Annotated in this window: 21 protein-coding genes and 4 pseudogenes; 14 read left to right on the top strand and 11 right to left on the bottom strand. The window is 67.2% G+C overall.

What is annotated here, in order from left to right:
- Positions 1-229 (top strand): annotated as a pseudogene (locus SNR22_RS19605) (2-oxoacid:ferredoxin oxidoreductase subunit beta); the annotation flags it as partial.
- 110 nt (positions 230-339) lie between these two features.
- Here the strand turns inward: SNR22_RS19605 and SNR22_RS19610 are convergent.
- Positions 340-2112: a trypsin-like serine protease gene (locus tag SNR22_RS19610; RefSeq protein WP_320068075.1), complete on the bottom strand. Its 1773-nt coding sequence runs from the start codon at positions 2110-2112 to the stop codon at positions 340-342.
- Between the two features lie 332 nt (positions 2113-2444).
- A complete protein-coding gene (locus SNR22_RS19615; protein WP_320068076.1) occupies positions 2445-3461 on the bottom strand; it encodes a potassium channel family protein in 1017 nt (338 codons plus the stop codon).
- A gap of 184 nt (positions 3462-3645) precedes the next feature.
- Here SNR22_RS19615 and SNR22_RS19620 point away from each other — a divergent pair.
- Together SNR22_RS19620 and SNR22_RS19625 are read left to right on the top strand one after the other, a co-directional pair.
- Positions 3646-3897 (top strand): annotated as a pseudogene (locus SNR22_RS19620) (helix-turn-helix domain-containing protein); the annotation flags it as partial.
- A 381-nt stretch (positions 3898-4278) separates the two neighbouring features.
- Positions 4279-4878, top strand: a complete 600-nt coding sequence (locus SNR22_RS19625) for an ATP-dependent Clp protease proteolytic subunit (RefSeq protein WP_320068077.1) — start codon at positions 4279-4281, stop codon at positions 4876-4878.
- A gap of 80 nt (positions 4879-4958) precedes the next feature.
- Here SNR22_RS19625 and SNR22_RS19630 read toward each other — a convergent pair whose 3' ends face one another.
- The 3 genes and pseudogenes from SNR22_RS19630 to SNR22_RS19640 all read right to left on the bottom strand — a co-directional run bounded on the left by SNR22_RS19630 (position 4959) and on the right by SNR22_RS19640 (position 9373).
- On the bottom strand, positions 4959-6725 hold the full coding sequence (locus tag SNR22_RS19630; protein ID WP_320068078.1) for an adenylyl cyclase: 1767 nt from the start codon (positions 6723-6725) through the stop codon (positions 4959-4961).
- Positions 6726-6876: 151 nt separating this feature from the next.
- Positions 6877-7662, bottom strand: a pseudogene (locus tag SNR22_RS19635) (AraC family transcriptional regulator); the annotation flags it as partial.
- A gap of 103 nt (positions 7663-7765) precedes the next feature.
- Entirely contained in the window at positions 7766-9373 is a 1608-nt protein-coding gene (locus SNR22_RS19640) for an amidohydrolase (RefSeq protein WP_320068079.1), read from the bottom strand.
- Positions 9374-9508: 135 nt separating this feature from the next.
- Between SNR22_RS19640 and SNR22_RS19645 the strand changes: the two genes are divergently transcribed.
- Positions 9509-10771: a glycosyltransferase family 2 protein gene (locus tag SNR22_RS19645; protein ID WP_320068080.1), complete on the top strand. Its 1263-nt coding sequence runs from the start codon at positions 9509-9511 to the stop codon at positions 10769-10771.
- A gap of 738 nt (positions 10772-11509) precedes the next feature.
- Positions 11510-12073: a dihydrofolate reductase family protein gene (locus tag SNR22_RS19650; protein WP_320068081.1), complete on the top strand. Its 564-nt coding sequence runs from the start codon at positions 11510-11512 to the stop codon at positions 12071-12073.
- 50 nt (positions 12074-12123) lie between these two features.
- Here the strand turns inward: SNR22_RS19650 and SNR22_RS19655 are convergent.
- Positions 12124-12403 (bottom strand): annotated as a pseudogene (locus SNR22_RS19655) (tryptophan--tRNA ligase); the annotation flags it as partial.
- Positions 12364-12588, bottom strand: coding sequence for an aminotransferase class I/II-fold pyridoxal phosphate-dependent enzyme (locus tag SNR22_RS29420; protein ID WP_413775666.1), 225 nt, complete (start codon positions 12586-12588; stop codon positions 12364-12366). The pseudogene SNR22_RS19655 and the gene SNR22_RS29420, both read right to left, overlap by 40 nt.
- A gap of 1252 nt (positions 12589-13840) precedes the next feature.
- On the opposite strand from SNR22_RS29420, the gene SNR22_RS19660 reads away from it, so the two are divergent.
- From SNR22_RS19660 to SNR22_RS19670, 3 genes are all read left to right on the top strand, one after another.
- Positions 13841-14431, top strand: a complete 591-nt coding sequence (locus SNR22_RS19660; RefSeq protein WP_320068243.1) for an SLATT domain-containing protein — start codon at positions 13841-13843, stop codon at positions 14429-14431.
- Between the two features lie 264 nt (positions 14432-14695).
- A complete protein-coding gene (locus tag SNR22_RS19665) occupies positions 14696-15061 on the top strand; it encodes a hypothetical protein (RefSeq protein ID WP_320068082.1) in 366 nt (121 codons plus the stop codon).
- A gap of 2 nt (positions 15062-15063) precedes the next feature.
- Entirely contained in the window at positions 15064-15576 is a 513-nt protein-coding gene (locus SNR22_RS19670) for a hypothetical protein (RefSeq protein WP_320068083.1), read from the top strand.
- Between the two features lie 87 nt (positions 15577-15663).
- Here SNR22_RS19670 and SNR22_RS19675 read toward each other — a convergent pair whose 3' ends face one another.
- A complete protein-coding gene (locus SNR22_RS19675) occupies positions 15664-16167 on the bottom strand; it encodes a hypothetical protein (protein WP_320068084.1) in 504 nt (167 codons plus the stop codon).
- A 379-nt stretch (positions 16168-16546) separates the two neighbouring features.
- Here SNR22_RS19675 and SNR22_RS19680 point away from each other — a divergent pair, with 379 nt between their 5' ends.
- Positions 16547-17323 carry a hypothetical protein gene (locus SNR22_RS19680; protein WP_320068085.1) on the top strand — a complete coding sequence of 259 codons (777 nt, stop codon included), beginning with the start codon at positions 16547-16549 and terminating at the stop codon, positions 17321-17323.
- Between the two features lie 1260 nt (positions 17324-18583).
- On the opposite strand, the gene SNR22_RS19685 is transcribed toward SNR22_RS19680, so the two are convergent.
- From SNR22_RS19685 to SNR22_RS19695, 3 genes are all read right to left on the bottom strand, one after another.
- Positions 18584-19576, bottom strand: a complete 993-nt coding sequence (locus SNR22_RS19685; protein ID WP_320068086.1) for a DUF262 domain-containing protein — start codon at positions 19574-19576, stop codon at positions 18584-18586.
- A 125-nt stretch (positions 19577-19701) separates the two neighbouring features.
- A complete protein-coding gene (locus SNR22_RS19690) occupies positions 19702-20169 on the bottom strand; it encodes an NUDIX hydrolase (RefSeq protein WP_320068087.1) in 468 nt (155 codons plus the stop codon).
- Between the two features lie 24 nt (positions 20170-20193).
- Positions 20194-21417 (bottom strand): helix-turn-helix domain-containing protein, encoded by a 1224-nt coding sequence (locus SNR22_RS19695; protein ID WP_320068088.1) that lies wholly within the window; start codon positions 21415-21417, stop codon positions 20194-20196.
- Between the two features lie 383 nt (positions 21418-21800).
- Here SNR22_RS19695 and SNR22_RS19700 point away from each other — a divergent pair, with 383 nt between their 5' ends.
- The 5 genes from SNR22_RS19700 (at position 21801) to SNR22_RS19720 (ending at position 24174) form a co-directional block, all read left to right on the top strand.
- A complete protein-coding gene (locus tag SNR22_RS19700; protein ID WP_320068089.1) occupies positions 21801-22058 on the top strand; it encodes a hypothetical protein in 258 nt (85 codons plus the stop codon).
- Entirely contained in the window at positions 22051-22284 is a 234-nt protein-coding gene (locus SNR22_RS19705) for a hypothetical protein (protein ID WP_320068090.1), read from the top strand. The genes SNR22_RS19700 and SNR22_RS19705 overlap by 8 nt, the downstream gene beginning before the upstream one ends.
- Before the next feature lie 5 nt (positions 22285-22289).
- Positions 22290-22565 carry a hypothetical protein gene (locus SNR22_RS19710; RefSeq protein WP_320068091.1) on the top strand — a complete coding sequence of 92 codons (276 nt, stop codon included), beginning with the start codon at positions 22290-22292 and terminating at the stop codon, positions 22563-22565.
- Positions 22566-22641: 76 nt separating this feature from the next.
- Entirely contained in the window at positions 22642-23367 is a 726-nt protein-coding gene (locus SNR22_RS19715) for a GntR family transcriptional regulator (RefSeq protein WP_320068092.1), read from the top strand.
- A gap of 378 nt (positions 23368-23745) precedes the next feature.
- Positions 23746-24174: a hypothetical protein gene (locus SNR22_RS19720; RefSeq protein ID WP_320068093.1), complete on the top strand. Its 429-nt coding sequence runs from the start codon at positions 23746-23748 to the stop codon at positions 24172-24174.
- Positions 24175-24180: the final 6 nt, after the last annotated feature.

The following is a 24180-nucleotide window of genomic DNA, read 5'->3' on the forward strand; positions in this document are numbered from 1 at the left end:
CGTACACGACACCACCGTCAACGACCCCGCCTACGCATTCGCACTATCCCGACTCCCCGGCCTCGACCTGAGCAACACCCCAATCGGCGTATTCCGCTCAGTCAACCGCCCGACCTACGACAGCGTCGTACAAAACCAGGTCCAAGCGGCAAAAGCCGAAGTCACCGAAACCCCAGAACAACAACTCACCGGACTCCTCGCCAGCAGCGACACCTGGACGATCCTCTGAGCGGCCGCTGACGGCGCGCGGTTGACGCCGCCGCACCCACGGACACCGAAAGGGCCCGCAACCTTCGCAGGTTGCGGGCCCTTTCGTCCGTGCGGGGAAATCCCGGTCGGTCAGAAGACCAGGTTCAAGCTGCCCCAACCGGTGGAGATGACCTTGCCGCTGGCGTCGATCCAGTTGCCGTAGCCGTCGGTGGTGTAGAGGCGCATCTGGTTGGCGCTGTTGACGCCCATCATGTCCATCATGTTGTCGCCGTTCCAGTCGCCCGGCGTGATGATGTTCTTGAAGCCGCCCCAGCCGCTGCCGATCTGCGTGCCGGCCGGGTTGGTCCAGCCGCCCGCCTGGTCGGTCTGGTACATCTTCAGGATGCCCGTCGAGCTGCGACCGATCAGGACCTCCTTGCCGTCACCCTTCCAGGCGCCCGGGGTGAGGAACAGGTTGAACCCGTTCCAGCCGGTGCCGATCCGGGTGCCCGCCGGGTTCAGCCAGCCGCCGGCACCGTTGCTGGTGTAGCGGAACAGCTCCCCGGTGGACTTACGGACCATCAGGCTCGGGAGGTTGTTGCCCATCCAGTTGTTCGTCACCATCAGGGCGGTGAAGTTGCCCCAGCCGGTGCCGATCTTCGTGGGGTTTCCGACCGGGTAGCCCTGACCGTCGGTGTTGTAGATCCACAACGCGCCGGTGGAATCCACCTCCATCAGCGAAGGAGTCCGGTCGCCGTTCCAGTTGTAGACCCGGAAGACCCGCTTGGCGCTGGCCCAGCCCGAGCTGATGTTCTCTTGGGAGTAGAAGCCGCCATTGCCGTCGTTGGAGAACCCACGCCCCGTGTACAGCCGCAGGTTGCCTGCGGTGTCCCGGGCCATCAGGTCGGTGTGGCCGTCGCCGGTCCAGTCGGCGTTGACCAGCGGCGGACGGGTCCGGTCCGCGTTGATCGAGTTGGCGTAGTAGCTGATCCGCTCGTAGTAGCCGGGGTAGCTTCCACAGGGGGCGTAGCCCCAGTCGGTGATGCCGACCTGCTTGCCGTTGACCAGAAGCGGTCCACCCGAGTCACCGTTGCAGGTGTCCGCTCCGTTGTCCGGCCCCGCGCAGATCATCCGGTTGGCGTCGTACGCCTGGCCCGCGACGCCGGCGCACGTTTCGTTCGCCTTCATCGTCACGGTCGCCTTGCGCAGCTTCGTGTCCTCGTTGCCGAGGTCGGCGACACCGTAGCCGAGGATCTCCGCCGCCGTGCCCGACGCGTACGGCGCCTGGTCACCCTGACCGCTCAGCGTGATCGCCGGGTACGCCGACGGGAGGTTCTGCTTGAGGGTCAGGACCGAGACGTCGTCCAGGATCGCCGTCGCGGTCCCGGCCTCCTGGGCGGCGAGGTTGTAGCCCTGGTGGGTCCAGGTGGAGGCCACCGCGCCGACGTACCCGCCCGGCGTGATGTCGCCGTTGGATTCGAGCAGCCGGTTCTTCCCGGCGAGAACCAGGGTCGTTCCCGCCCGGTCCACGGAGCAGTGCGCCGCCGTCAGCACCTTGTTCGGGGCGATGACGGTGCCGGTGCACCAGTAGATGCCGTCGTACGCGTAGGTCAGGATGCCCACGACGTACGGGTGGTTCGCGACGTTGACCTCGGAGCCACCGACGATGCGCTTCGAGGGAAGCAGGGCCCCCTTGACGCCGGGGCTGGGCGGGGTGAACTTGCCCGCCCGGAAGTTCTTCTTCGACGAGTTCGTCCGGCTCTCACCCTGGCTGCTCGCCGGCTTGAGCACGTGGTCGTTCGAGGTGGCCGCCTGCACGACCGTTCCCGGCGCGACGACCGCTGCACTGCCGAGGGCGAGGCCGGCGATGATGCCTGCCGCCCGCCGCCGCCGGGTCCCTGCGGTGTTTGCCACTTCAGTCACTAATTTTTTCCCGTCGTTCGATTAACGAGGTGCTCGAAACTGCCGACGTGCGGTGCGCCGACCGAGACGGAGAGATGAAGAGGCCCGGGGCATGGTGTCTGCACCCGCGCGTTCGGTTGGATCCCCCGTGCCTGAGCCAATCGAGTGGGGCGCCAGCGACAATCGGATGCCACGCCCATTGGCAATTCCAAGCGGCCAAACGGTAGCAAGCTTCGCGCCAATGCAAAAGATCCGACGGGATGAATCTTGGCTGACCGAAACCGCAGTAGCAGCAGGTCGAACGGCCGGGCCCGGTGGCCGAGGCCGCGGGACGCGGCGTCGGCCCGTCGGCGTCAGGCCGGCGCGCTCGTTTGTTGGGGGCGGTCGTCGCGGACGTGCACGAGCATGTCGCCGGTCTCGATGACCGCGCCGGCCTTGTCCGAGAGCGTGACCACCTTGCCCCGCCGGACCAGTGCGATGACCAGGGATTCCAGCTCACGCGGTGAACGGCCCACCTCGCTACGCTCGGCCGATCGCATGGCCAACGCCATGCCCTGACCCGGGGTGAGCAGGTCCTCCACCACGTCGATCAGCGGCGGCGCGGAGGTCGACAGGCCGAGCAGCCGGCCCGCCGTGGCGGACGAAACGATCACATGGTGGGCACCGCTCTGCTTCAGCAGCGGCGCGTTCTCGGCCTCCCGGACCGCGGCGATGATGCGCACCTGGCCGGCGGTGAGCTGCCGGACGGTGAGCGCCACCAGGACCGACGCATCGTCACTGTCGGTCGCGATGATCACCGACTTGGCGTTCTTCACGTGCGCCTCGATCAACACGGAGGAACGGGTCGCCGATCCCTCGATCGCGACCAGCCCGGCCGAGGTGGCCTGCCGCAGCGCGGCGGGGCTGCGCTCGACCACCACGATGCGGGATCTGTCCAGGCCGTTCTCCACCAGCGCCGAGACCGCGCTGCGGCCCTTGGTGCCGTAGCCGCAGATGATGACGTGGTCCTTCACGCTTCTCCTCCACCGCGACAGGCGCCGGCCGGTCCGGTACTGCTCGGTCAGGACTTCCAGGGTGGTGCCGACCAGGATGATCAGGAAGAGCACCCGGGCCGGGGTGACGAAGAGGACGTTGACCAGCCGCGCGGACGGGGCGGACGGGGTGATGTCGCCGTACCCGGTGGTGGAGAGGGAGACGACCGCGTAGTAGAAACAGTCGAGGAGGGTGAGGCCGTCCTCGTTGACGTCGCGGTAGCCGTCCCGGCCCAGATAGACCGCGGCGACGACGGCGAGGACCAGGCCCAGGGCTGCGGCCAGACGCAGGCTCAGCGCGCTCAGCGGGCCTCGCCGCTGCGCGGGAAAATGGATCACCGTCGGACCTGCTCCGCCTCCGTCGCCTGCACGTGGACAACATAGCCGGTACCCGAGATTTCGCACCCCGGGGCGCCGCGGCACGCCTACGTCGGCAATCGGTCGCCGGACGGGGACTGCCCGGAGGCCGCGCGACGGGCATGATGGGGTTGTCGGCGGACGTACGACCGAGAGTGAGACCGGCATGTCGTTGCTGCGACGGGTGATCGGCGGGGTGCTACGCCGGATCAGGATGCGGCAGGGCCGCACCCTGCGCGAGGTCGCCAAGGCGGCCGGCGTGTCGCTGCCCTACCTGTCCGAGGTCGAGCGGGGCCGCAAGGAGGCGTCGTCGGAGGTGCTGGCCGCCATCTGCCGCGCCCTCGGCATCCGCCTCTCCGACCTGCTGGAGGAGGCCCGGGACGACCTACGCCGGGTGGAACCGAGGACCCCGGTGGGGACGCGCTCGGCCGTGGCGACGCGCCCGGCCGAGGTGCCGCTACCCCGGTACGGTGATCGGCTGGCCCGGCTGGAACGGCACGGCGACCTGCACGGGGCGCTCCCCGGCGCGGCACTGGCGTCCGGCCCGCGTACCACCGGGCTGGTGCACTGCGGGCGGGTCGTGACGGGCCTGCGGCGGCCGGTCACCGTCTAGACCGGCCCGCCCGGCCCCGCATGCCCGCCCACACCGCACGTCGGCCGGATGCCGCCGACCGGCAGTTCTGCCATCAGCGAATCTGCCGCCGGCAGAAGCGCTGGGGCCGGCGCCGCAGTCGGGCGCAGGCTGGACGGGCCGGTCCCCGGGCGATCCAAGTCGCCCTCCGGCGCGGTGGAGGTCGACATGATCAGGTACGACGTACGGATGCTGGAGAGCGGGCAGCCGTCCTTCGGCGACCAGGTCTTCCAGCGGTTGCTGCGGGAGCGGATCGTCTTCCTCGGCACCGAGGTCACGGACGAATCGGCGAACCAGATCTGCGCGCAACTCCTGCTGCTGGCCGCCGAGGACAGCGAGCAGGACATCCATCTCTACATCAACTCGCCGGGCGGCTCGGTCAGCGCCGGGATGGCCGTCTACGACACCATGCGGTACATCCGCAACGACGTGGCCACCCTCGCGCTCGGCTTCGCCGGCTCGATGGGGCAGTTCCTGCTCTGCTCGGGGGCGGCCGGGAAGCGGTTCGCCCTACCGCACTCGCGGATCATGATGCACCAGCCGTCGGGCGGGATGGGCGGCACGGCCGCCGACATCACCATCCAGGCGGAGAACATGCTGCACGTCAAGCGCACCATGCAGGAGCTGATCGCCCGGCACAGCGGGCGCGACCTGGACGAGATCCAGGCGGACTGGGACCGGGACCGGTGGTTCACCGCCGAGCAGGCCCGCGAGTACGGCCTGATCGACAGGGTGCTCACCCGGGTCGATCAGCTGTCGGCAACCTGAGCGGGCCCGCCGGCCCGGGGCGACGCGCCTGCCGGTAGCTGGGGGGAGTCCCGTCACCTCGGACTCCCCCCGAACCGGGGTCAGGGGTAGCTGATCACCGGGCTGGTGCCGAACGAGCCGACAACCGGAGTGCCGACGTCGTTGACCGTGCGTTCGATGCCGCCGCTGCCGTCGAGGAAGACGGTGATCATGTCGTGGAACCGCACGCCCGGGCGGTGGGGAGCCTCGATCGCCCGGGCCGCCCGGATGTCGACCCCCTGGTTGAAGTACGAGTACACGCCCAGCCCCCACGCCTCGTGCCGGCGTACGGAGTCGGCGACCTTGTACGACGCCCAGCCGCGACCGGTCGGGCTGGTCCAGGCCGCCTGGCTCGGCGGGTCGTAGGGCAGTTCGCTCTGGTAGAAGACGGTCCGGCCACGCTCACCGGTCCACACCGTCTGGTACCGCTGGTAGTGCTCGACGAAGAGCCCGTACGCCGTCACGTCGTCGCCGGTGACCACCACGCCGGTGTCGGCGGTGTTCGCCGACCAGCCGATGCCGTTGCCGTGGTCGCCGCGCCAGGCCCAGATGTTGTCGAGCAGGGTGTCGTCGCTGTGCACGACGAGGCTGGTCCGGGCCCGGCCGACCCAGGGGCCGCCGATGCGGAAGAAGACGTCCTGCAGCGAGGTCGGGTTCGCGGCGTGGTTCCGGTGACCGGAGCGGTGCCCGATCTCGACGAGCACGTCGGACTCGCGCTGGCCGGCATCGACCAGCAGCCCGGCGACGCGTACCCCGTCGACGTCGGCGACCCGCAGCGCGGCGTCGCCCGTGGTCGGGGCGAGGCTGGGCATGCCGAGCCCGAGCACGACGGTGCCCGGCCTGGTGACCCGCAGCGCCCGGTCCAGCCGGTACACGCCGGGGGTGAGCAGGAGGTGCTTGCCCCGCGCCAACTCCCGGTTGATCCGCTGGGCGCCGTCGGTCGGCCGGGCGACGTAGAAGTCCCGCAGCGACAGCGACGGGGTCGGCTGCCCACCGGCCGCCCAGGTGATGCCGGCCGTGTCGTGCCGCAGGCCCGGGACGGCCACCCGCCACCGGTCACGCTCGTCGACGTAGAGGTACGGCTTCTCCCGGGTCACCGGGCTGGTCGGCAGCGTGGTGTACGGCGGGTCGGGGAAGCCCTGGGCGGGCGCACCGGTCACGCCGGAGAAGACCTGGTTCCAGACCCCGTTGGTCCAGTCGCCGCCGAGTTCGCTGTCCCGGGTCAGCCACTGCTGCTGGGAGCCGTTGATGGTGATGCCGTCGATCTTCGAGTCGGCGATGTAGCCGCCGCTGGAGTATCCGCCGTTGCCCGGTTCCAGCCAGAGGGTGCCGCGTACGTGCACCCGGCGCATCGGGGACGCCTGGGAGACCGCCCACTGGTTCGACCAGTCGGTGGGGGTGACGGAGAGGTTCTCCGCCGAGCGCCAGAAGTTGGTCAGGGCGGAGATGCCGGCCGGTGAGTTCGGGTCGGGCTGGCCGATGACCCGGACCGCCCCGTGGATGTCGACGTCGTCCGGGGAGCGGCCGAGGCCGGCGACGGTGGTGTAGTAGCCGAGCTTCGCGTCGACGTCGTACCGGCCGGGCTTGAACAGCACCGCGTGCCGGTCGGTGCCCATCTCGTTGCGTTCCTGCTTCGCGAAGATCCCGTCGAGGGTGGCCTGGATCTCGGCGGTCGGGGTGGACGGGTCGTAGACGTGTACGTACGGGCCGAGGTCCGGATCCCGGTCGCCGGAGCGGCCGGGGTCGGCCAGGGCGGGCGTCGGGGTGAGGGCAACCAGGGCAACGGTGGTGGCGGCGAGGGCGAGGTGGCGGCGGGTGCGAGGGATCATCAGCCTGCCTGTCGGTGGTGGGCGGGGGCGACCGGACCGGGGGGGGGGGGGGGCGGCCGGCCGGCCCGGCGGGGCCCCGCCGGGCGGGGGGGGGGGGCCGGGGTGGTCCCCCGCCCCCCCCCACGCCCCCCCCCCCCGGGGCCGGGGGTCGCTCCGGGCCCGCCCGGCTGCGGTACGGGTTGGCCGGGAACCACTCGGTGAAGACATCCCGCCAGATGTTCTGGAGGGTCTGCGGGAACTCGCCCGAGCTGGAGAAGACCGCCCAGGTGCCGGCGGGCACCGGCATGGCGTCCAGGCCCTCCGGCGGGGTGGCACCGGTGACCACGCCGTGCCAGTAGTCCAGCTCCACGCCCTCCTCCCGGTTGTCCCCCAGCTTGTCGCTGACGTTGACGATCCCGCGCGGTTCCTGGTCGGAGAGGGCCTCGATCCGCTCGACCGTCCCGGCGTCGATGCTCTTGACGAACGCGACGATGGCCGGATTCATCCCCTCGTGCACGAGCGGGACTCGGGCCTTCCGCCCGACCAGGTGGAAGGCGTCCTTCTCGGTGACCCGGTAACGCATGCTGGTGCTCCCTTCGATGATGAGGCGGAAGGAGATCCGGGGCTGGGACCGCAGCACGGCACCGGCACGCCGGACCTCACCCGGGCCCACACCGTGCACCGACCGGAACGCCCGGCCGAACGCCTCGGCGGAGCCGTAGCCGTAGCGGACCGCGATGTCGAGCAGCGTCGCCTCCCCCGCGAGCACGTCGGCCGCGGCGACCGTGAGCCGCCGACGCCGGACGTACTCGGAGAGCGGCATGCCGGCCAGCGCGGAGAACATCCGACGGAAGTGGTACTCCGACGTGACGGCGACGCGGGCCAGCTCGGCCACCTCGATCCGCTGGTCGAGATGCCGCTCGACGTACGCCATCGCCTCGTTCAACCGTTCCAGCACCCTCCGGCCTCCTTCCCTGTTGCCCCCCACGCTAGGAAAGGACGCCCCCACCGGACCCGACATCCTGTGCCCGAACCGGTCGGGTGCCGCAGCGGCCGCGAGGTCAGCGCTGCCAGCGCACGACCCCGCCGACCACGGTGAGCGCCACCGTGAGGTCACGCAGATCCGCCGGCTCGACCTCGTACGGATCGGTGGGCAGCGCGATGAAGTCCGCGAGCATCCCGGGGCTCAGCCGCCCCTTCAGGTGCTCCTCGTAGGAGGCGTACGCGCCGGCTTCGGTGAAGCAGCGCAGCGCCGCGTCGAGGCTGAGCCGCTCGTGCGGGTCCACACCACCGGGCGGGGTTCCGTCGGGCTGCTGCCGGGTCACCGCGGCGTGGATGCCGTGGAACGGATCCGGGTCCTCGACCGGCGCGTCCGAGCCGAACGCCACCGTCGCGCCGGCGTCCAGCAGGCTTCGCCAGGCGTACGAGGCGAGGTCCCGGCCCGCGAGCATCCGGCTGGTCAGCGGGATGTCGCTGGTGCAGTGGGTCGGCTGCATCGACGCGGTCACGCCCAGCCGGGCGAGCAGCGACACGTCCTCCGGCCGCAGGTGCTGGGTGTGCTCGATGCGGTGCCGCAGCCGCCGTGCCGCCCGGGCGGTCTCCGGGTGGGAGCCCGCCGCCTCCTGCCAGTGGGCGTACGCCCGCAGCACCATCGCGTTGGCCGCGTCGCCGATGGCGTGCGCCGCCACGGCGATGCCCGCCCCGGCCGCCTTCGCCACCAGGCGCTCGAACTCCTCCGCCGGGGTGACCGCGATGCCGTGGTTGTCCGGCTCGCCGTCGTACGGTTCGCTCATCAGGCAGGTGTGCGACCCGAGCGCCCCGTCGGTGAAGATCTTCACCGGCCCGGTGCGCAGCCAACGGTCCCCGTCGCCGGTCGCCCAGCCCAGGTCGATCGCCTCGTCCAACACGGTCGACGGGATCGACTTGTGCACCCGCAACGGCAACTCGCCCCGGGCGTACAGGGTCTCGTAGGCGGCCCGGCAGTCCTGCCCGTCGAGGTCGTGGATGCTGGTGAGGCCGACGGAGAGCAACCGGGGCAGGTGGGTGCGCAACTGCTGGACCAGGTCACCGGCCACGGAGGAGCGCAGGATGTCGTACGCGGCGTCCCCGGCCGCCTCCCGCAGGATGCCCGTCGGCTCGCCGCGTTCATCGCGGACGATCTGCCCACCGACCGGGTCGGGGGTGTCGGCGTCGATGCCGAGCCGCCGCAGCGCGGCCGTGTTGACCCAGGTGGTGTGCCCGTCGATGCTGGGCAGCAGGGCGGGACGGTCCGGGCAGACCCGGTCCAGGTCGGCCCGGGTCGGCTGCACCGGCCGGGCCCACTTGTGGCTGTCCCAGCGGCCGCCGAAGAGCCAGGCGTCGGGCGACAGGGTGGCGGCGTGCCGCCCGATCCGCCCCAGCGCCTCGTCGAGGCTGGCGGTGCCCCGCAGGTCCACCTGCTCCAGGCCGCGCACGTAGAGCGCGGAGTGGATGTGGCTGTCGATCAACCCGGGCAGCACGGTCATCCCGCCGAGGTCGACCCGACGCGCTCCGCCGCCAGCCCGATCCCGGCACTCGTCGCGGTTCCCGACGGCGACGATCCGCTCACCGCGCACCAGCATGGCCTCGGCCCGTGGCCGGGCGGAGTCGAGCGTGTGGATCCGGGCATTCTCAAAAATCGTACCGGTCATTGGGGCTGCCTGACGCGACGGTGGGACAGGGGCCAATCATGCTAGAGGACCGGCTTCCCGACCCGGGGTGCCGCCCGCAGGATGCAGCTTGGCGCAGGCATTGTGGTGCCACTGCTGTCCGGCGAGGATCTACCCGTGGCGCTTTCGGTCGTAGTTCCCGGGTACCAGAATCCGTACGCGCTGCGTCACACGCTCTCCTCGCTGACGGTCCAGAGCCTTCCCACGGAGCAGTTCGAGGTGATCGTTGTCGACGACTGCTCCCCCGAACCGGTGGCGGAGCTGGTGGCGCAGTTCGCCGACGTGTTGCCCGTCCGGTGTGAGCGACACCTGGTCAACCGCGGCCGCGCCGCGGCTCGCAACACCGGTGTGGCCGTCGCCACCGGGGAGCACGTGTTGTTCCTCGACGCCGACTCGGTGGCGCACCCCGAGTTGCTCGAGCGGCACGTCGCCCGGCACGCCGACGGACCCGATCGCGTGGTCCTCGGCCGCCGCGTCGAGTCGGACTGGCGCACGGCGGGCCGGTTCACCGATCCGGGCACGCTTCCCGACGTCGTGCCGCCCCACCTGGACGACGCGCGCATCGGGTTCGAGGTGGAGACCGAGAGCGCCGTCGACTCCTCGCCGTGGGTGTTCATGGTCTCGCACAACTTCTCTCTGTCGCGAAGGACCTTTGTCGAGGTCGGTGGCTTCGACGAGGCCTTCGACCGCTGGGGTTGGGAGGACACCGAGCTGGCGTACCGCCTCTACCTGCACTGGGAGAGGGCCCACGGCCGCTTCGTCTACGACCCCACGGCGACCTGCTACCACGTTCCGCACTACGCCGACTTCGGGAAAAACTGGGAGAACGCGCGCTCGGGCCTGGAATACCTCACCCGCAAACACGAGCACTACGAGGTGGAGCGGCTCGGCGAATACCCCCGCGACCAGGTGCTGAACCTGCCCACGTACGCGGCATTCCTGGAGCGGGCCGTCGACGCGAGCGCCCAACTGGCCCCGGAGCTGGAGCGCTCCCTCCCGGCGGCCGGCCGCCGCCTCTGGGCCGGACGCGGCGCCCACCTGCTCCGACACCGCCCCACGGCGACGCTGGACGTGACGTCCGGACGCACGGAGAGCAACAAGCCCCTCCTCGGCCTGAAGACTCCGTGGCCGGATGGCTCCTTCGACGACGTGGTCCACTGGGAGAACTGGCGGGTCCTCACCGTCGCCGACCTGGGCAGCCTTATCCGGGAGAGCCTGCGCCTCGCCGGAACGCTCTACCTGGCCGGCACCGTCGCGCCGCCCGACGAGCACCCCGTGGCGCGTCCCGCCGACGTGCTGGGTGCCCTCCAGACCTCGCCGTTCGCCGTCCGAGAGATCGCGGTGACCGATTCGCTGTGGGTGATCGAGGTACGACCCTAGCCTCGATCGGCACGGGAGGTGACCCGCAGGCAGGCCGCAAGCACCCTCCCCCGCCTCAGCGACGGGCTCGGCTTCGTCGCACCGCCCAGACTCCACCCACGACCGCCGCCGCCGCCGGCAGGAAACAGCAAAGGGTCAGAACGATCAGGTGCCATGGCTTGAGTGCTCCCATGGCTGCGACGGTATCCGCCGTTGTCTACCAACGCTGTCCCCACGGAGGTCGAGGATGATCCTCGACGGAGCGGCTCCGCGCTGGATCTGAGTGCCTGGTCAACGACGGTGCGCTGACGCCCGATCATGACCGCTGCGGTGTCCTGGGCTCGGCCCTGTCGTCGGAACGCGATTCCGCATCGCCGGGCTCTTCGGCGGCGGCCTTGCGTCGCTCGTGAAGCCGGCACAGCCTGCGGAGGTACTGCCCGGCACAGGACCGCTGTGCATTCTCCAGTGCCTGCGCGGCATCGTGCGGGGGTCAGGCTGAGGTCAGAGACTGGCAGCTTGGGAAATCGAGCGAAGCCATCATGAAGGCATCTTCGCCGCGTGAAAGTGCCTCGACCAATGCCCGCGAGTGACCGTGGTTTACCCTCCCTAATGGCACGAACCAAGGTGTACGGGATGAGCGGCTTGGAAGTCTTCAGCGAGGGTCAGGAGCCGGTCCGTACGAACAGATTGCGCACCGACCAGTTCCCTCCGCTCGGCTGGTCTAGTCTTCCGAGACCGACTGACGGAAGGTATGGCGCTATGCGGAAACTGATCTACGGCATGAACCTGACCCTGGACGGCTATATTTCCGCGCCCGGCGACGACCTCGGCTGGAGCGGGCCGAACGATGAGCTGTTCCAGTGGTGGCTCGATCAGGAGCGGGGGATCAGCCTGTTTCTGTATGGGCGCCAACTGTGGGAGAACATGAGCGCCTACTGGCCGACCGGCGACCAGCAGCCGGGCGCCACCCCGGCGCAGATCGAGTTCGCGCGAAACTGGCGGGACACGCCGAAGGTGGTGTTCTCCTCAACGATCGACAAGGTCGACTGGAACACTCGCCTGGTCACTGGCGACGCGATCGCCGAGATCACCCGGCTCAAGGACGAGGACGGCGGGCCGATGAGGGTCGGTGGCGCAACGCTCGCCGGGGCGGCCATGCGGGCCGGGCTGATCGACGAGTACGAGATTGTCACCCATCCGGTCCTCGTGGGCGGCGGCACACCGTTCTTCAGTGCGCTGGACGGCTGGGTGAACCTGAACCTGGTGGAGACGCGGACGTTTCCCGGCGGCGTGATCCTGACCAGGTACGAAACGAAGCGCTGAGCGCGGTTCCTGCACAAGGAGCTTGTCAGGGCCGTCGCCCAGGTCCTCTTCTACGTAGTGGTGACGGAGGGCTTACGGGACCGTTCGGCCTTGCGGCGGAGCTGCGTGTAGACGCCGGTGAGGCCCATTGACCTCTACGTCGCCAACCCTGCCCGCACGGTAGCGGCTCTTGAGGTCATCCACCTCGGCCCGGTTGGGGTTGAAGACGTCGTGGTACTGGAACACCGGGTTGCCCTCGACGGTGCCGGGCACATCCGCGCGGACGCGCTTCGGGTCGGTGTACATGCCCATCACCTTGCGGCGAACCTCGGCCGGCTCGTCCGAGAGTGCGCGGCCAGTGCGCTGACGGCGTACGGAAGTCGGTGTTGACGCAGCCTGTCGGCGTATCCGGCGCTGGTGTGTGCGTACCCGATTCTGGCACCGAGAAGGCAGTGTGCCTTGGACAGCGATCGGCACACCACGAGTTCGTCGCGCTCCCCAAGGAGTTGCGGTGTCAGCGCGAGGGGATGTGCCATGAACTCACCGTAGATGTTGTCGATGATCAGCTTCGCCCCGCTGGTCAGTTGAGGCGCGACTGCGGCCAGCAAGTCGGACCACCACCCGTCGCCCCGGAGGCGGTTCCGCCGACCTTACGCACCGCCGCAGGTCCGGCCTTGGCCGCCGTGGACACTGCGGCGGCGGCCAAGCCGACGGGCCCGGCAGCAGCAGCGCCTGCTCCCGCCGCCGCCCCCGCGCCGGCTCCGGCAGCAACCGCGCCGGAGGCACCAGCGCCCGCTCCCGCCGTTCCGGCACCCCCCGCCCCGGACCCGGCGCCGCCAGTGCTCCCGGAGGCGCCGGGTCCGGGGTCTGAGCCGCCGCCGGAGGGCCGTGGGTACGGGGGGTCGCTGGGGCCCGAGCCGGCCCGAGGAGACTGTAGCTACTGCCATCGCGCGGCTCGGTGAGGAGCACCCGGACACGCTGACATCACGGAACAATCTCGCTGCCGCCCGCCGGATTAGAGACGAGAGTCGGTAACGCTGCGGGTGCCCGAGGACGGCCGAAGGCCGCCCGCAGGGCAGCACGTAGCGCGCCGCTCTCGCGCGGCGTCTTGATCCTAAAGAGAGCGTTTCGGCCGTTGTTGTATTGAAGCGGGTATTGAAGCAAAGCTGAAAGCCCCGGGCGTACCTAGCAGGCGGCACCGGCGATCGACGCCTGCTAGCACGCCGTCTTGGGCCGCCACGGTTGACGATGGTTGGTGGTATCTCGTGTGTCTCCTGCGCCCATGCCGCCCACGACCGTCAGAGTGTCTACACCGGTCGTCACTCAGTGGGTCACTCAGCATCCATCGCCTCAGGGTCACGCAGGCTACTACTGAAGACGGATCCTCAGAGGTCAACGCCAGGCGCCAACCTGGCAACTGTTGGTACAAATATTCGGCGTCGACACACTGAAGGATATTTGCCATCAAAAGTCCGTGTGAGCATATGGTGAGAACCCACTGCCTAGTGGGTCTCTCCTGGCCTCCCCTTGGGTTTCGCACGGAGTCTCTAGTGACTGGGCAAGGAACGTCAGGGTAGCGCTTGATGGTAAGGTGCCAGGCGACTCGGCCACTTGCTCAGCTCCATCGCTTGAGTGGCAGTAGTAATATGCCGTGTTGGTACGCCCATGCCGTTTGTCTCGGATTAATTGCCGGGGCAATGCTCGCATCCACAGCACTGCGGGTTACGTTTATTTTAAGGTCGTGCAAGGAGACTAGTGGCCGAGTCACTACCTGACGCTCTCTCTCCAATGTTGGAGCGTCTAGAAAAAAGAAGTTACACGACCTATCTGTGTCGACTAAACGCCTCTCGTCGCCTCAGTCACGCAAACACTGCATGGAATCTCGCTCTAGTTTCTTTGTCGACATCGACGGCAATTGCCTCTGTTGGACTGCTAGCAAAGCGGGATATGTACGGTGTTGGCGGAGACGTCCTCATGGTTGCTTTATCCATACTTTCGCTGGTCGCTTCGCTTGTTGTTTCGGGTGCCGGTTATGGAACTAGAGCGCGGGCAATGGAAGAAAACTACAAGAGGATTCAGCAAATCTCTGTTGCGACTGAAAACCTCAAGGAATATGTGGGGCCGGATCGGCAAGATAAAGGTGAGAAGTTGCAGTGGGAGTATGAGGTCGCAGTCGCCTCATCGGAGAACCACACCAGTCGCGACTTCCATAGAGTGCAATCGTCAAGCCAGGGTGGAGCCAGAAGCAAGGCGAAGCGACTTCGCAATCTCGCGGTTTCTGCGGCATATTCGTCGGTGACCTTGCTCCCATACGCCAGCTTAGTGGTGCCTATTCTGATACTGATACCATTCGGCACCTGGTTCTTCAATGGCATCTAGGCCGGCTTCTAGAGTCTTAGGTCGGCGACCGCTCCATCTAACCTAGTGCGCGTGCACTGCCGTCTCGGTCAGGTCGAAATCCTGGCTGACCTGCTAATGCACGGTCCGCCCGAACAGCCGAACCGTTGACGCGCGCTGGCTGTGGATGACCAACCAGGCAGCACACCCGACCAGAGCGACAGCAGCGCTGGCGAGCAGGATGTCCACGGCCGTTGCGCCCGCCTCGTAGGTCCTCACGGGCATCACGGTAGCGGCAGCACACAGGTGCCGGCTTCGGGCACTTGGACAGCCGTCTGGTGCGGCGGGCTGCGGCGCGCGATACCGGCCGTCCTTCAGTACACCGTCGAGCTGGAGCTGTTGGAGTTCAACCCGGTCGACAAGCTGCGGGTGCGGTCGACCCGGCGGAAGGTGTCCGGGGAGGTGGACCGCCGGGTCGTGGTCAACATCCGCCAGGCGCGCGAGCTGCTGACCGGGGTGTCGTACGTCGGCCGGCGCGGGAAGAACGGCCGACGCGGTGAGCGCCTGGTCGCCTTCTACGCCTGCCTCTGCTTCGCGGCGCTGCGGCCGAATGAGGCGCTGGGCCTACGGGAGCGGAACTGCCATCTTCCGGCACCGGCTGGGGCCTGCTGACGGTGGAGAAGTCACGGCCGGCGGCCGGGAAGCGCTACACCGACATCGGTGAGGTGCACGACGACCGAGGACTCAAGCACCGGGGCGACACGGAAGCGCGGGAGGTGCCGGTCCTGGCGGAACTGGTGGCGATCCTGCGGGCGCACATCGACCGGTTCGGCGTCGGCGCCGACGGGCGGCTGTTCCGCAGCGAGCGAGGCAACGTGGTGGCGTCGTCGACGTACTCCCGGGTCTGGGAGGAGGCGCGGACGCTGAGCCTGACCCCGGACCGGGCGGCCTCTCCAATCGCCGGCCGGCCCTACGACCTGCGGCACGCCGGGGTGTCGTTTGCACGGACGGCGACAAACGGCGGCTTCGGGCGGCGTCCGGCTGCACAAGTCGGCTCATCGACGCGGAAGCGTTTCCGCTGCTCAGATGGTGTTTTTGCTGATCTTCGAGGTGCCCCCGGCAGGATTCGAACCTGCGACACACGGTTTAGGAATGGAGTACGGCTCAGCCCGGGCGCTGCCCTCTGACCTGCTGCAACGGTTCACGCGTGCCGCCCCATCACCAAGATCGATCCGCGCATAGTCCGTGACCTCGGCAAGCCCTCGCATCCGACGTCACTGCCCTTCGGCAGCGGGCGCGGCACTGCTCAGCCAACCGATGAGCGACAGGTACTCCCGGAGTTCGGCCGGGATCAGGCCCGGTTGGCAGATCCACTCGTCGGCCAGGGTCGCGACGAGCAGCTCGTCCCGCTTGAAGCGGAGCAGGATCCCGCCGACAGCCGGAACCGTGCTGTATCCCTGGACAAGGCCCACATCAACAAGGCATTGCCCAACCACCTCGTTGAGCAGCTCGGCGGGCTGGACCGGTCCGACCACGGTCCGTCCGTACTCCTGCATGTCGTACGACGAGTAGGGCTCTTCCTGGGTGAGCTTCAGCAGGTTACCGCAGCCGTGGGCCATGATGGCTGGCGTTCCCTCGAAGTGCAGCCAGAAATGCAGCAGACCGGCAGTCCCCGCCACTGGCCCCTCGTCGTACCAATACCGCGCCTCGGTCACCGCAAGCAGGCGTCGTCCCAGGAGCGGGCGAAGTAGAACGGCAACGGTCTCGGCATCCGGCACGGCCGCACCATAGCAGCGCCAGACCGCCAGTTTGGAAGGTCGTGATCCAGTGACCTGATCTGCCCGGAGTGCCTGGTCGTCGGCGGTGTCGCGGTGCCCGTACCTGCCCGCTGGCGACCGTCTACGGCACCGGCCTATGGCACGTGGCTGGCACGGTTCTCGCTCCGGATCCCTCCAAGTGCGCTGCGGGTGCCCGAGGACGGCCGGAGGCCGCCCGCAGGGTGACCCGCAGCGCGAAGTGACGGGCGAGCCATCAGCTTGGGAACTCGCTGGGGCGCGGGCATGACCCAAGGTCAACGCATCGCGTTCCTGGTCATGCAGCCCATGGTTGAACGAGGTTCCCCGTGGCTTCCCACAGCGACGGGCACGTAGGGGGCACGTGCGAACGCAGCAGCTCTGCGACGCGGACGAGGTCACGACGTGGATCAGCGTGACCACCACGGTCTGCGAGGATGGCCGGATGCCTCTCCGTGGCTACCTCGATGGCTTCCAACCGCCAGTTGACACGTCGGTTCTTGTAGACGCCACGCCGTGGCTGGATGACCCCTTGTTCTGGCCAGCCTTCCTACTCGCGCCGGGCGGCTCCTGGGCCGCTGCGGTGGCCTTTGACGCCGACCCAGCGGATGTCGAGGTCTACGCGGAGGAGATGCATCAGCACGACAACTGGCCCTTCATCTCCCTGGATCTGGCCCGAGGCCACCGCCTGCACATCCTCTTCCGCAACTCCGACGGCGATTCGGGGTGGGACTACCTGGTTCAGCCGGCCGGGTCTGACACGGCGATCACCGCTGCGGCCCTAGAAGGTGGTTTCCAGGGGCCGGCGCTCTCCTGGTCGGAGCTGGTCAAGACTGCGAGCCAACCAAACTCGAAGCACGGCCCGGCCGAACGTCTCCTCCTGCTCCTACCCGCCGCAGGTGATTCCGGTATCCCACCCGAGGCTCATGATGTCGTGACATCAGCCGTCACCGCCGTCGGAGCCAAGCACCGACAGGACAACGTTGCGCGGGAGCTACTGATTGCGAGCCATCGGTTCTGGGGCGACAGCGACTGGGGCGAACGGAACGGCCTACCTGTCTGCCTCGGCGTACATAGCCCACGCCACTCAGGAGCGTCGCAGGACCGGCTTGCCCTGATGGCCGAAGCCTTCGGCGGCTAGGTACCAGAGCGGCTCGGTGGCAAGCCAGTCCAGGGGTTGGACTGGCGCGGCAGCCGGAAGCCCCGACCACGACTACGGCCAGCCCCGCCGGCTTCCGTACCACCATGCTCTGCTCCTGGCGGCTGATGCACCAACCCGGCTAAGCCTGCATGGCGCGGGAGCGGCCGACCGGCGGTGTTCGGGGGCTTTCCGCCCCGGCGCCGCAGGCGTCCGGGGCGGCTCTCCGGCGGGCGGCCTACCGCTCCCGCGGCGCGCGGAGCGCGGCGCCTTGATCTTAATGAGAGCGTTTCGGCAGTGGGACTGTGAAGATCGGATAGTGCCCTTTGGGCCGGGCTACGGCTCAAGTGATCTGAAATCTCCAGTCAATGATATCGTCGCTGCTGTCTAACGCGAGAACTAGTTCACCAGACCTGCGCGCGCGTTCGCCTGCAGCCTGAATTGCTTCAGTGAGCGACGAGTGGCGCTTCAACGCTTGGGCTCTCCCAGGACTGTATTCTGACCATTTCGAGCCATTCTTAACTATTCGTCTTATCGGTATCGAAGGTTGGCCGCCTCCTTTAGGGGGGGCGACTGGTCGCATGAGGTCCCGCAAGCCGATTGAGACTGCGACGTCAACGCACAGACAGACGAGTTTAGCGTTTCTTGATGTTGCTCGTAAATTTGGAAGGGGAATTGCAGGTGATTCCTTATGTGCTGCAGCATGGCGAAACTCGGCCAATTGTTCCAGGACGCTTCTCAGGCTTGTGTTGCCCGGAAAGTACTTATCAACAAGTTGCCAAATCCGAGTGAGTCTTCCCCAGACTTTGTCATGCGAGCAGCCCACGATTAGTGCTACCATAATCTCTACGTCGCCAGCTCGCAGATTCGATCCTGTCCACATGAAGGCGAGTGGATGAGGTGCCAGTATTCCAGAGTATAGCGATGTTAGAGACTTTCCGACTTCTTCAAGTAGGGCTGATCGTTGTGCCGTGCTGGCGTATTCTATGTCCTGGATCCTGCGCGGCAGTACCTCTATTAGTCTACTCTCGTATGGTGCGGTCCCGCCGGGAAGATTGGCCGGCGGGATTCGGGCGGCGGTAATAATTGACGCCCATTCAACTGTTCGCTCTTTGAGGAATTGCTCGACCGACACGAGTCCGTTGATTGCAATCCCTCTAACTAGATGATCCACAATCGGTGCTTCCGTTACGTCACCATCGTTTATGGCGGCAACGGCTCTGTCTATAGAGTCCAGTCGTGTGAGCAGGTTGTCTATTGCACTCACTGCAGCCCTCGGGAAAAATCCTCAAGTGCAGCGGCTAGGATTCGTGCTCGCTTCTGGGCCAGCTTAGGGCTTAGTGGCATCTTTGACTCAAACGCGGAATGATTGAAAGCTCGTTCAAGCATCTCGTGTAGTGAGTTCTTACGGCCCACAGCTTCTTGAATAACACGATCCGACACCTGAGAGCAGGCAACCATTTCTACATCAAATATCGAAATCGTAGGGGGGCCGCTCCATCTTCCACGCTGGAATCGTTTGAAGGCGTTGTCGCCCCAGATTGCTTCACAGGCGGAAAGCGAGCGCCTGAAACGCTGAACGTACTTGACTACCAGATCAGTGGAGATGTTCCAGTGTTCACTCATGAAGCGATCCAGTAAATCCGCCGTAAGCCTTTCGGGGAAGCGCTCCTCTTCTGAAAGTGCAAGGAACCTCAGCGGGAGCTCCACGTCTCCCATTCTTGAATGGCTATGCGGGGCGTTCGAGAACTGACGCAGGAGGAATTCAGCGTTCGCCATCTCGTTAAGGGCGTCGTTCAACCGGCCCGGAAATAGCGCGTTTCTTATTTCTTGCCGTGTAAGTTCTTCTCCGGCCGTATTGAGCCGAACGAAGAGTGTGCGCTTGGCCCAGTCAGGAGAGTCTTCGCGAAGAACGATAACCCGCAGTGCCCCACGTGTGAGGAATCGTCGCTGATTGGGTAGCGGAACTTCGTCGAATGACATCCCATTAAGATTGTAGGCATGACCGATGGACGAGAGTTTGAGGCTACCGTTCATAAACTCCAGTATGGCCAGGAGTCGCTGTTTTCCATCAATCACAGAAAGTCGGCCATGAGGCTCTTCGGCGAAGTAGAACGAGGGAACGGGAAGACCCATTAGGAGGGTTTCTATGAAACGACTCTTCTGGTCTCTATTCCAGATGCTTCTTCGCTGAAAGGAAGGATCTAAATCTAGTGCTCCCGTTTGCAATAGGTCAACCACATACTTGATGGACATGTCAAGTGAATGGCTTGATACTTCGTCTCGCGGAAATCCTTCATTGTCCAGCAATTTAGGCAGCCACCTAACCGAAATCGTCCTGAGTGCTCCGCATGACAGGAAGTTCTACTTCGCCGCTCTACTTATCGGCAAACTCCATGCTCCGCATAGGCTGGCCGACGATCTCTGCGCGCCGCAATTGCGGCTTTTACTCTAAGCATTAGTCGAGGAGGTGCGAGTCTTTCCAGTTGCTCGTTATTCACGAAGCGCCATTCCGTAATTTCCCCGTCAAGGAAATCAATGTTCTGTTGATCGTCAGCACATAGGGTGCCCGCGTCGAAGATGAAGAGGATTTTGTCACCTTCGCCCGAAGCGGGTGCCCAGTCCACCACAAGCATCGAGCCGAGATTGATACTGAGGCCCAATTCTTCATTGACCTCGCGTATGCAGGCAGCGCGTGGCGATTCGCCGGGTTCGACGTACCCGCCCGGTATATCCCAGCGATTCTTATAACTGGGCTTCACCAGGAGCACGTGGCCATCGTCGTTGAAGAAGAGGGCGCCGGCGGCGACGCGTGGGGTTGCCATGGGTGGCATCTCGTTGGCCGTCACCAGGGCAGCCTAGATGGGCTGGGTTCAGTCGAGCACCTTGAGTCGTCGGGCCAGCCCGACCAGTTCGGCCGAGGGCTTGCCGCGCTGCCGGCGGATCCAGGTCAGGGCGAGTTGGCGGCTGAGGAAGTGGTGGCGGACCTGCTCGGGTGCCATCTGTTCGGCGTCGAGTAGGACGGCTTGGGCGTCGTCGGCGCGGTTCCATGAGCTGTAGGCGCGGGCGACTTCGAGGGCGTGTCGTACCCGACGTTCCGTCGGTAGGCCGGCGGTGTCGACGTGCGGCCCGAGGTCGATGGCGACTTGCAGGTCTCCCAGCTCGGCGGCGGTGGCGACGCGGTGAATGGCGACGTTGGTCGGGCCGAACGCGGTCCAGAGGTGGTTAGCGTCGGCTCCGAGCTGGCCTGCGGCGTGGTCGGCGGCGGCGAGGAAGGTGCGGGTGGTGGCGGCGTCGTTGGAGCGGGCGGCGGCCATCGAGCCGGACAGGAACAAGGTGCCGTAGACGGAGAGCAGCGCTGGCGTGGCCTGTTTCAGGTGGGGTTCAAGGTAGCCGGCGGCATCCTCGGTGAGGCGTACGGCTTCGGCGTAGCGGCCGGTGGCGTGCAGGGCGTGGCCGACGGAGCGGAACAGGGAGCCGGTGATGAGCGGGTCGCCAGTGGGGCGGACGGCGGCCAAGCCGCGGTCGGCGGCGATCCATGCGAGGTCGCTCTCCCCAAGCTTGGTGAGCTGGGTAGCGGCGAGCTGATACGTGAGGCCGAGTAGCCGGCGGGCTTGGTCCTGGTCGTCGCCGTCATGGTTGTCGGTGGCGGCCTGGACGCGGTCGAGCAGGTCAGGGAGCCGGCCGGTGACGTATCCGAATCGTGAGTCCTGGTAGGCGTCCCAGAGGGTGCCCACCTCCTTCCTGAGCACAGCGACGCTCGACGGCTCTGCGTCCATGTTGCCGCCGAACGGACCGAGGGCGCGGTAGTTCATCAGGGCGGCGCGGAGGCTGGGGACGGTTTCGGTGCCGCTGTCGCCGGTCCAGTCGAGCAGTGAAGGTTCGCCGAGCAGGTCGCCGAGGGAGATGTCCAGGACTTCCGCGAGGGACTTGATGACGGAGAGCCGGTCCAGCTCGATCCGGTTGTTTTCGATCTTGCCCAACCAGTCGGCGGTACGGCCGACAAGTCCGGCTAGGACTTCCTGGGACAGGCCGCGTCGGTAGCGGTACCAGGCGACGCGTTCGCCGATGGTCAGAGTGTTGGTTTCCCCGCGCACCGGTTCATTGTCTCCTCTCGGCCGGCCGCGACCCCGGAAGGATTTTCCGGGTCGCTGGGCGGTTTGTGCCACAACCTGTCTTCATGACGGGGCTGAACGTATCGACTAACTGCCAATCCTGCTCGGGCGCGGGCTGGAAGTACACCCTTGCCCGCACTGCCATCCGAGGAATGGGGCAGGGGTCGGAGCGCACTCGTTCCCTGGCCCGGCGGTCCTGCCTGGACTGCGCGGGTTCCGGTCGCTCGGCGACCTGCTGAGGCTGGCCCGGGGTGGGTGCTGGTGTGGGGCCGCGACCCGAACGACGGCCCATGAATGGCCCGCCCGCCCCGGCGCCTCGCACGCCTGCGCCGGGCCGGCCAGGTGTGCCGGTGCCGGGTGACCTGGTGCTGATCGACGTCCGGGCGTCGGTGCAGTTCGCCGGCGATCGCGCGCTGTGGTTGCGGGTGAGTTCGGTGGACGACACGCCGACGTACTACGGCTGGGTGTGGCTCACCGGCTACTCCATCGACATGGCGACCAGGAAGGCGTTGGCGCGGCGGGAGGTCTTCGTGCAGATCGCCGGCCTTCAGATTCAGCGACGAAAGGCCGACAGTGCGCCGCCGCGAAACGTGGCGCCGGTGATGAGGAGACGCGGTGTTTGACGTCCGGATACAACTCGGCGCGGTGCTGAAGATTGATGCAACGGATCGTCTCCTGCCGTCGGACGGGCCGGTGACGTTGTGGGTGACCGGGGTTCGGCTGGTGGTCAACCGTCCGCCGCACGATGAGTGGATCTGGGTCGAAGGTGTCCGGCTTGGCCCGTCCGGCCGCCGGGGTCCGCAGACGCAGATCCTGGTACGCGCGAGCATGCTGCTGCCCGAAGGGTAAGCCCGGTGACCGTATACCTGTCCGGTGCGACGCGTGACCAGCTCCGGGCGGCGCAGGTGCAGTTTGACCAGCACACGCCGTCGAGCGCGGACGGGCGCTGCGCCGGCTGCGGCGAGGAAGGACCGTGCTCTCCACGGCAGGCGGCATTGCGGGTGTTCGGCCGGTACGGCTGCCTGCCGCGCCGCTGGCCGGGCGCGTCGCAGCCGGAGCACATCGGCGCCTCGTCTTCCTGGTCAGGCTGGCTGGCCGCAGCGGTGGAGCGTGCGACGCCGGACGGCTGAGCAAACTTGTTCTGTCATGCACACAACTCATAAGCTGCTGAGATTCATGCAGCGTTCATAGGTGGGGTGGCCCGCAATGGCGTACGAGATTCCGACGCCGAAGTACCTGCGCGTGTTGAACACGCTGCGGAAGCGCATCGAGGACGGCGACTACGCGCCCGGTGCGGCACTGCCGTCGGAGAGCCAGCTCTGTACGGAGTTCGGGGTATCCCGTCCGACGGTGCTCAAGGCGCTGGGCATCCTCAAGCAGGACGGCTGGATCGAGTCGCAGCAGGGCAAGGGCAGCTTCGTCCGCGGCCGACCCGTCTCCGGCCGCGCGTCACCGGACTACGCCCGCGACGCTGTCGAGCTGGACGAGACCGGGGAGACGGAGATCCTGCACGTCGGCCCGGTGCTCGCCTCGCCGCGCGTCGCGGCAGAGTTGAAGATCCCGGAGGGGACGCCGGTCTACGAGCGGCGCCGCCGGACTGTTTCGGAGGCGGGGCCGGTGGACTTGGTGGCCACGTTCGTGCCGGTGGACATCGCGGTCGGTACCGACATCACCAAGCCGGACCCGATCTCGGGCGGCTTGCTCGGCCTCATCGCCCGCAACAAGGGCCTGCGGGCCGACTACGCCACCGAGCGGATGACCGCCCGCCGAGTGAGTGGGGTCGAGGCTGAGGCCCTGGACGTGCCGGCCGATGAGTCGGTGATGAGCGTCGTCATCACCGTTCACCAGGCATCCGGCGACCCGATCATGACGTCAGTGCTGGTGATGCCGGGCAGCCGCCACGAGATCGAGGACACCTACGCCCTGTCCTGATCCGCTGCGTCAGCCCGGCGGGCGGCTCAGCGGCACATCTCTCCGGCAGTCCGCGTGACTTGCCCGTCTCCCCGATCGACGCACAGTTCGCATGTCGTTCGGTCGATCCAGTAGGTCTGCCCGCGTTCGGTCAGCACTGGCCGTTGCAAGTGGACCCACCGATCCGCGGTGTCCCCCAGCGTCAAACGCTCGGCTGTCACCCGCTCTGGCTTTACATCCTCCTCCGCGCCGGTCCTGGACATCCGGGACCGGCTCTCCACATTGTGCAATCGATTCACCTTCAACCTTGCTTGTGCTTACAAGCTGACGTAACTTGTTAGATCAACCGGTTGTCAGGAAGACGACTGGTGAGGCTAGGAGGCTGTCCAAGTGGTTCCGATGACGTTGAAGGTGCCGGTCCCGTCCGAGTACGTCTTCCCCGCCGGGGCGCTCTGCCTGGGTGTCTCTCCGCAGCTCGATTTTGAGCGTCGTGGTGAGGCGGATAACCAGGCGCGGGACAAGGAGACCGGGGAGCGGGTCTGGGTGGTCCGGGTGATGGACCTCGACCCGGAGGCCGGGAAGTTCGGCCGGTCGACTGAGGCGAAGGTCAAGGTCGTTGCGGCGCAGCAGCCGGTGCCGCCGCCGTCGACGGTGCCGGGTTACCCGCCGGCTGTCGAGTTCGAGGGCCTGACCCTGACCCCGTACGTCGACTCCCAGCGGTGCAAGCCGGGCCGCTCGTCGGGTGACTGCCGCTCCCGGATGGCGTACTCCCTGCGCGCCACGGCCATCCGCCCCGCGTCGGTGATGCCGGGTTCGGTCGCTGCCTGACCGGTT

This window comes from Micromonospora sp. RTGN7, from assembly GCF_033804645.1.
Classification (GTDB): domain Bacteria; phylum Actinomycetota; class Actinomycetes; order Mycobacteriales; family Micromonosporaceae; genus Micromonospora.

Coding starts and splice junctions, on each gene's coding strand:
- SNR22_RS19625 (WP_320068077.1), top strand. CDS start 4,279: ATGATCAGGTACGACGTACGGATGCTGGAGAGCGGGCAGCCGTCCTTC.
- SNR22_RS19630 (WP_320068078.1), bottom strand. CDS start 6,725: ATGATCCCTCGCACCCGCCGCCACCTCGCCCTCGCCGCCACCACCGTT.
- SNR22_RS19640 (WP_320068079.1), bottom strand. CDS start 9,373: ATGACCGGTACGATTTTTGAGAATGCCCGGATCCACACGCTCGACTCC.
- SNR22_RS19650 (WP_320068081.1), top strand. CDS start 11,510: ATGCGGAAACTGATCTACGGCATGAACCTGACCCTGGACGGCTATATT.
- SNR22_RS29420 (WP_413775666.1), bottom strand. CDS start 12,588: ATGGCACATCCCCTCGCGCTGACACCGCAACTCCTTGGGGAGCGCGAC.
- SNR22_RS19660 (WP_320068243.1), top strand. CDS start 13,841: ATGTTGGAGCGTCTAGAAAAAAGAAGTTACACGACCTATCTGTGTCGA.
- SNR22_RS19685 (WP_320068086.1), bottom strand. CDS start 19,576: ATGTCCATCAAGTATGTGGTTGACCTATTGCAAACGGGAGCACTAGAT.
- SNR22_RS19715 (WP_320068092.1), top strand. CDS start 22,642: ATGGCGTACGAGATTCCGACGCCGAAGTACCTGCGCGTGTTGAACACG.
- SNR22_RS19720 (WP_320068093.1), top strand. CDS start 23,746: ATGACGTTGAAGGTGCCGGTCCCGTCCGAGTACGTCTTCCCCGCCGGG.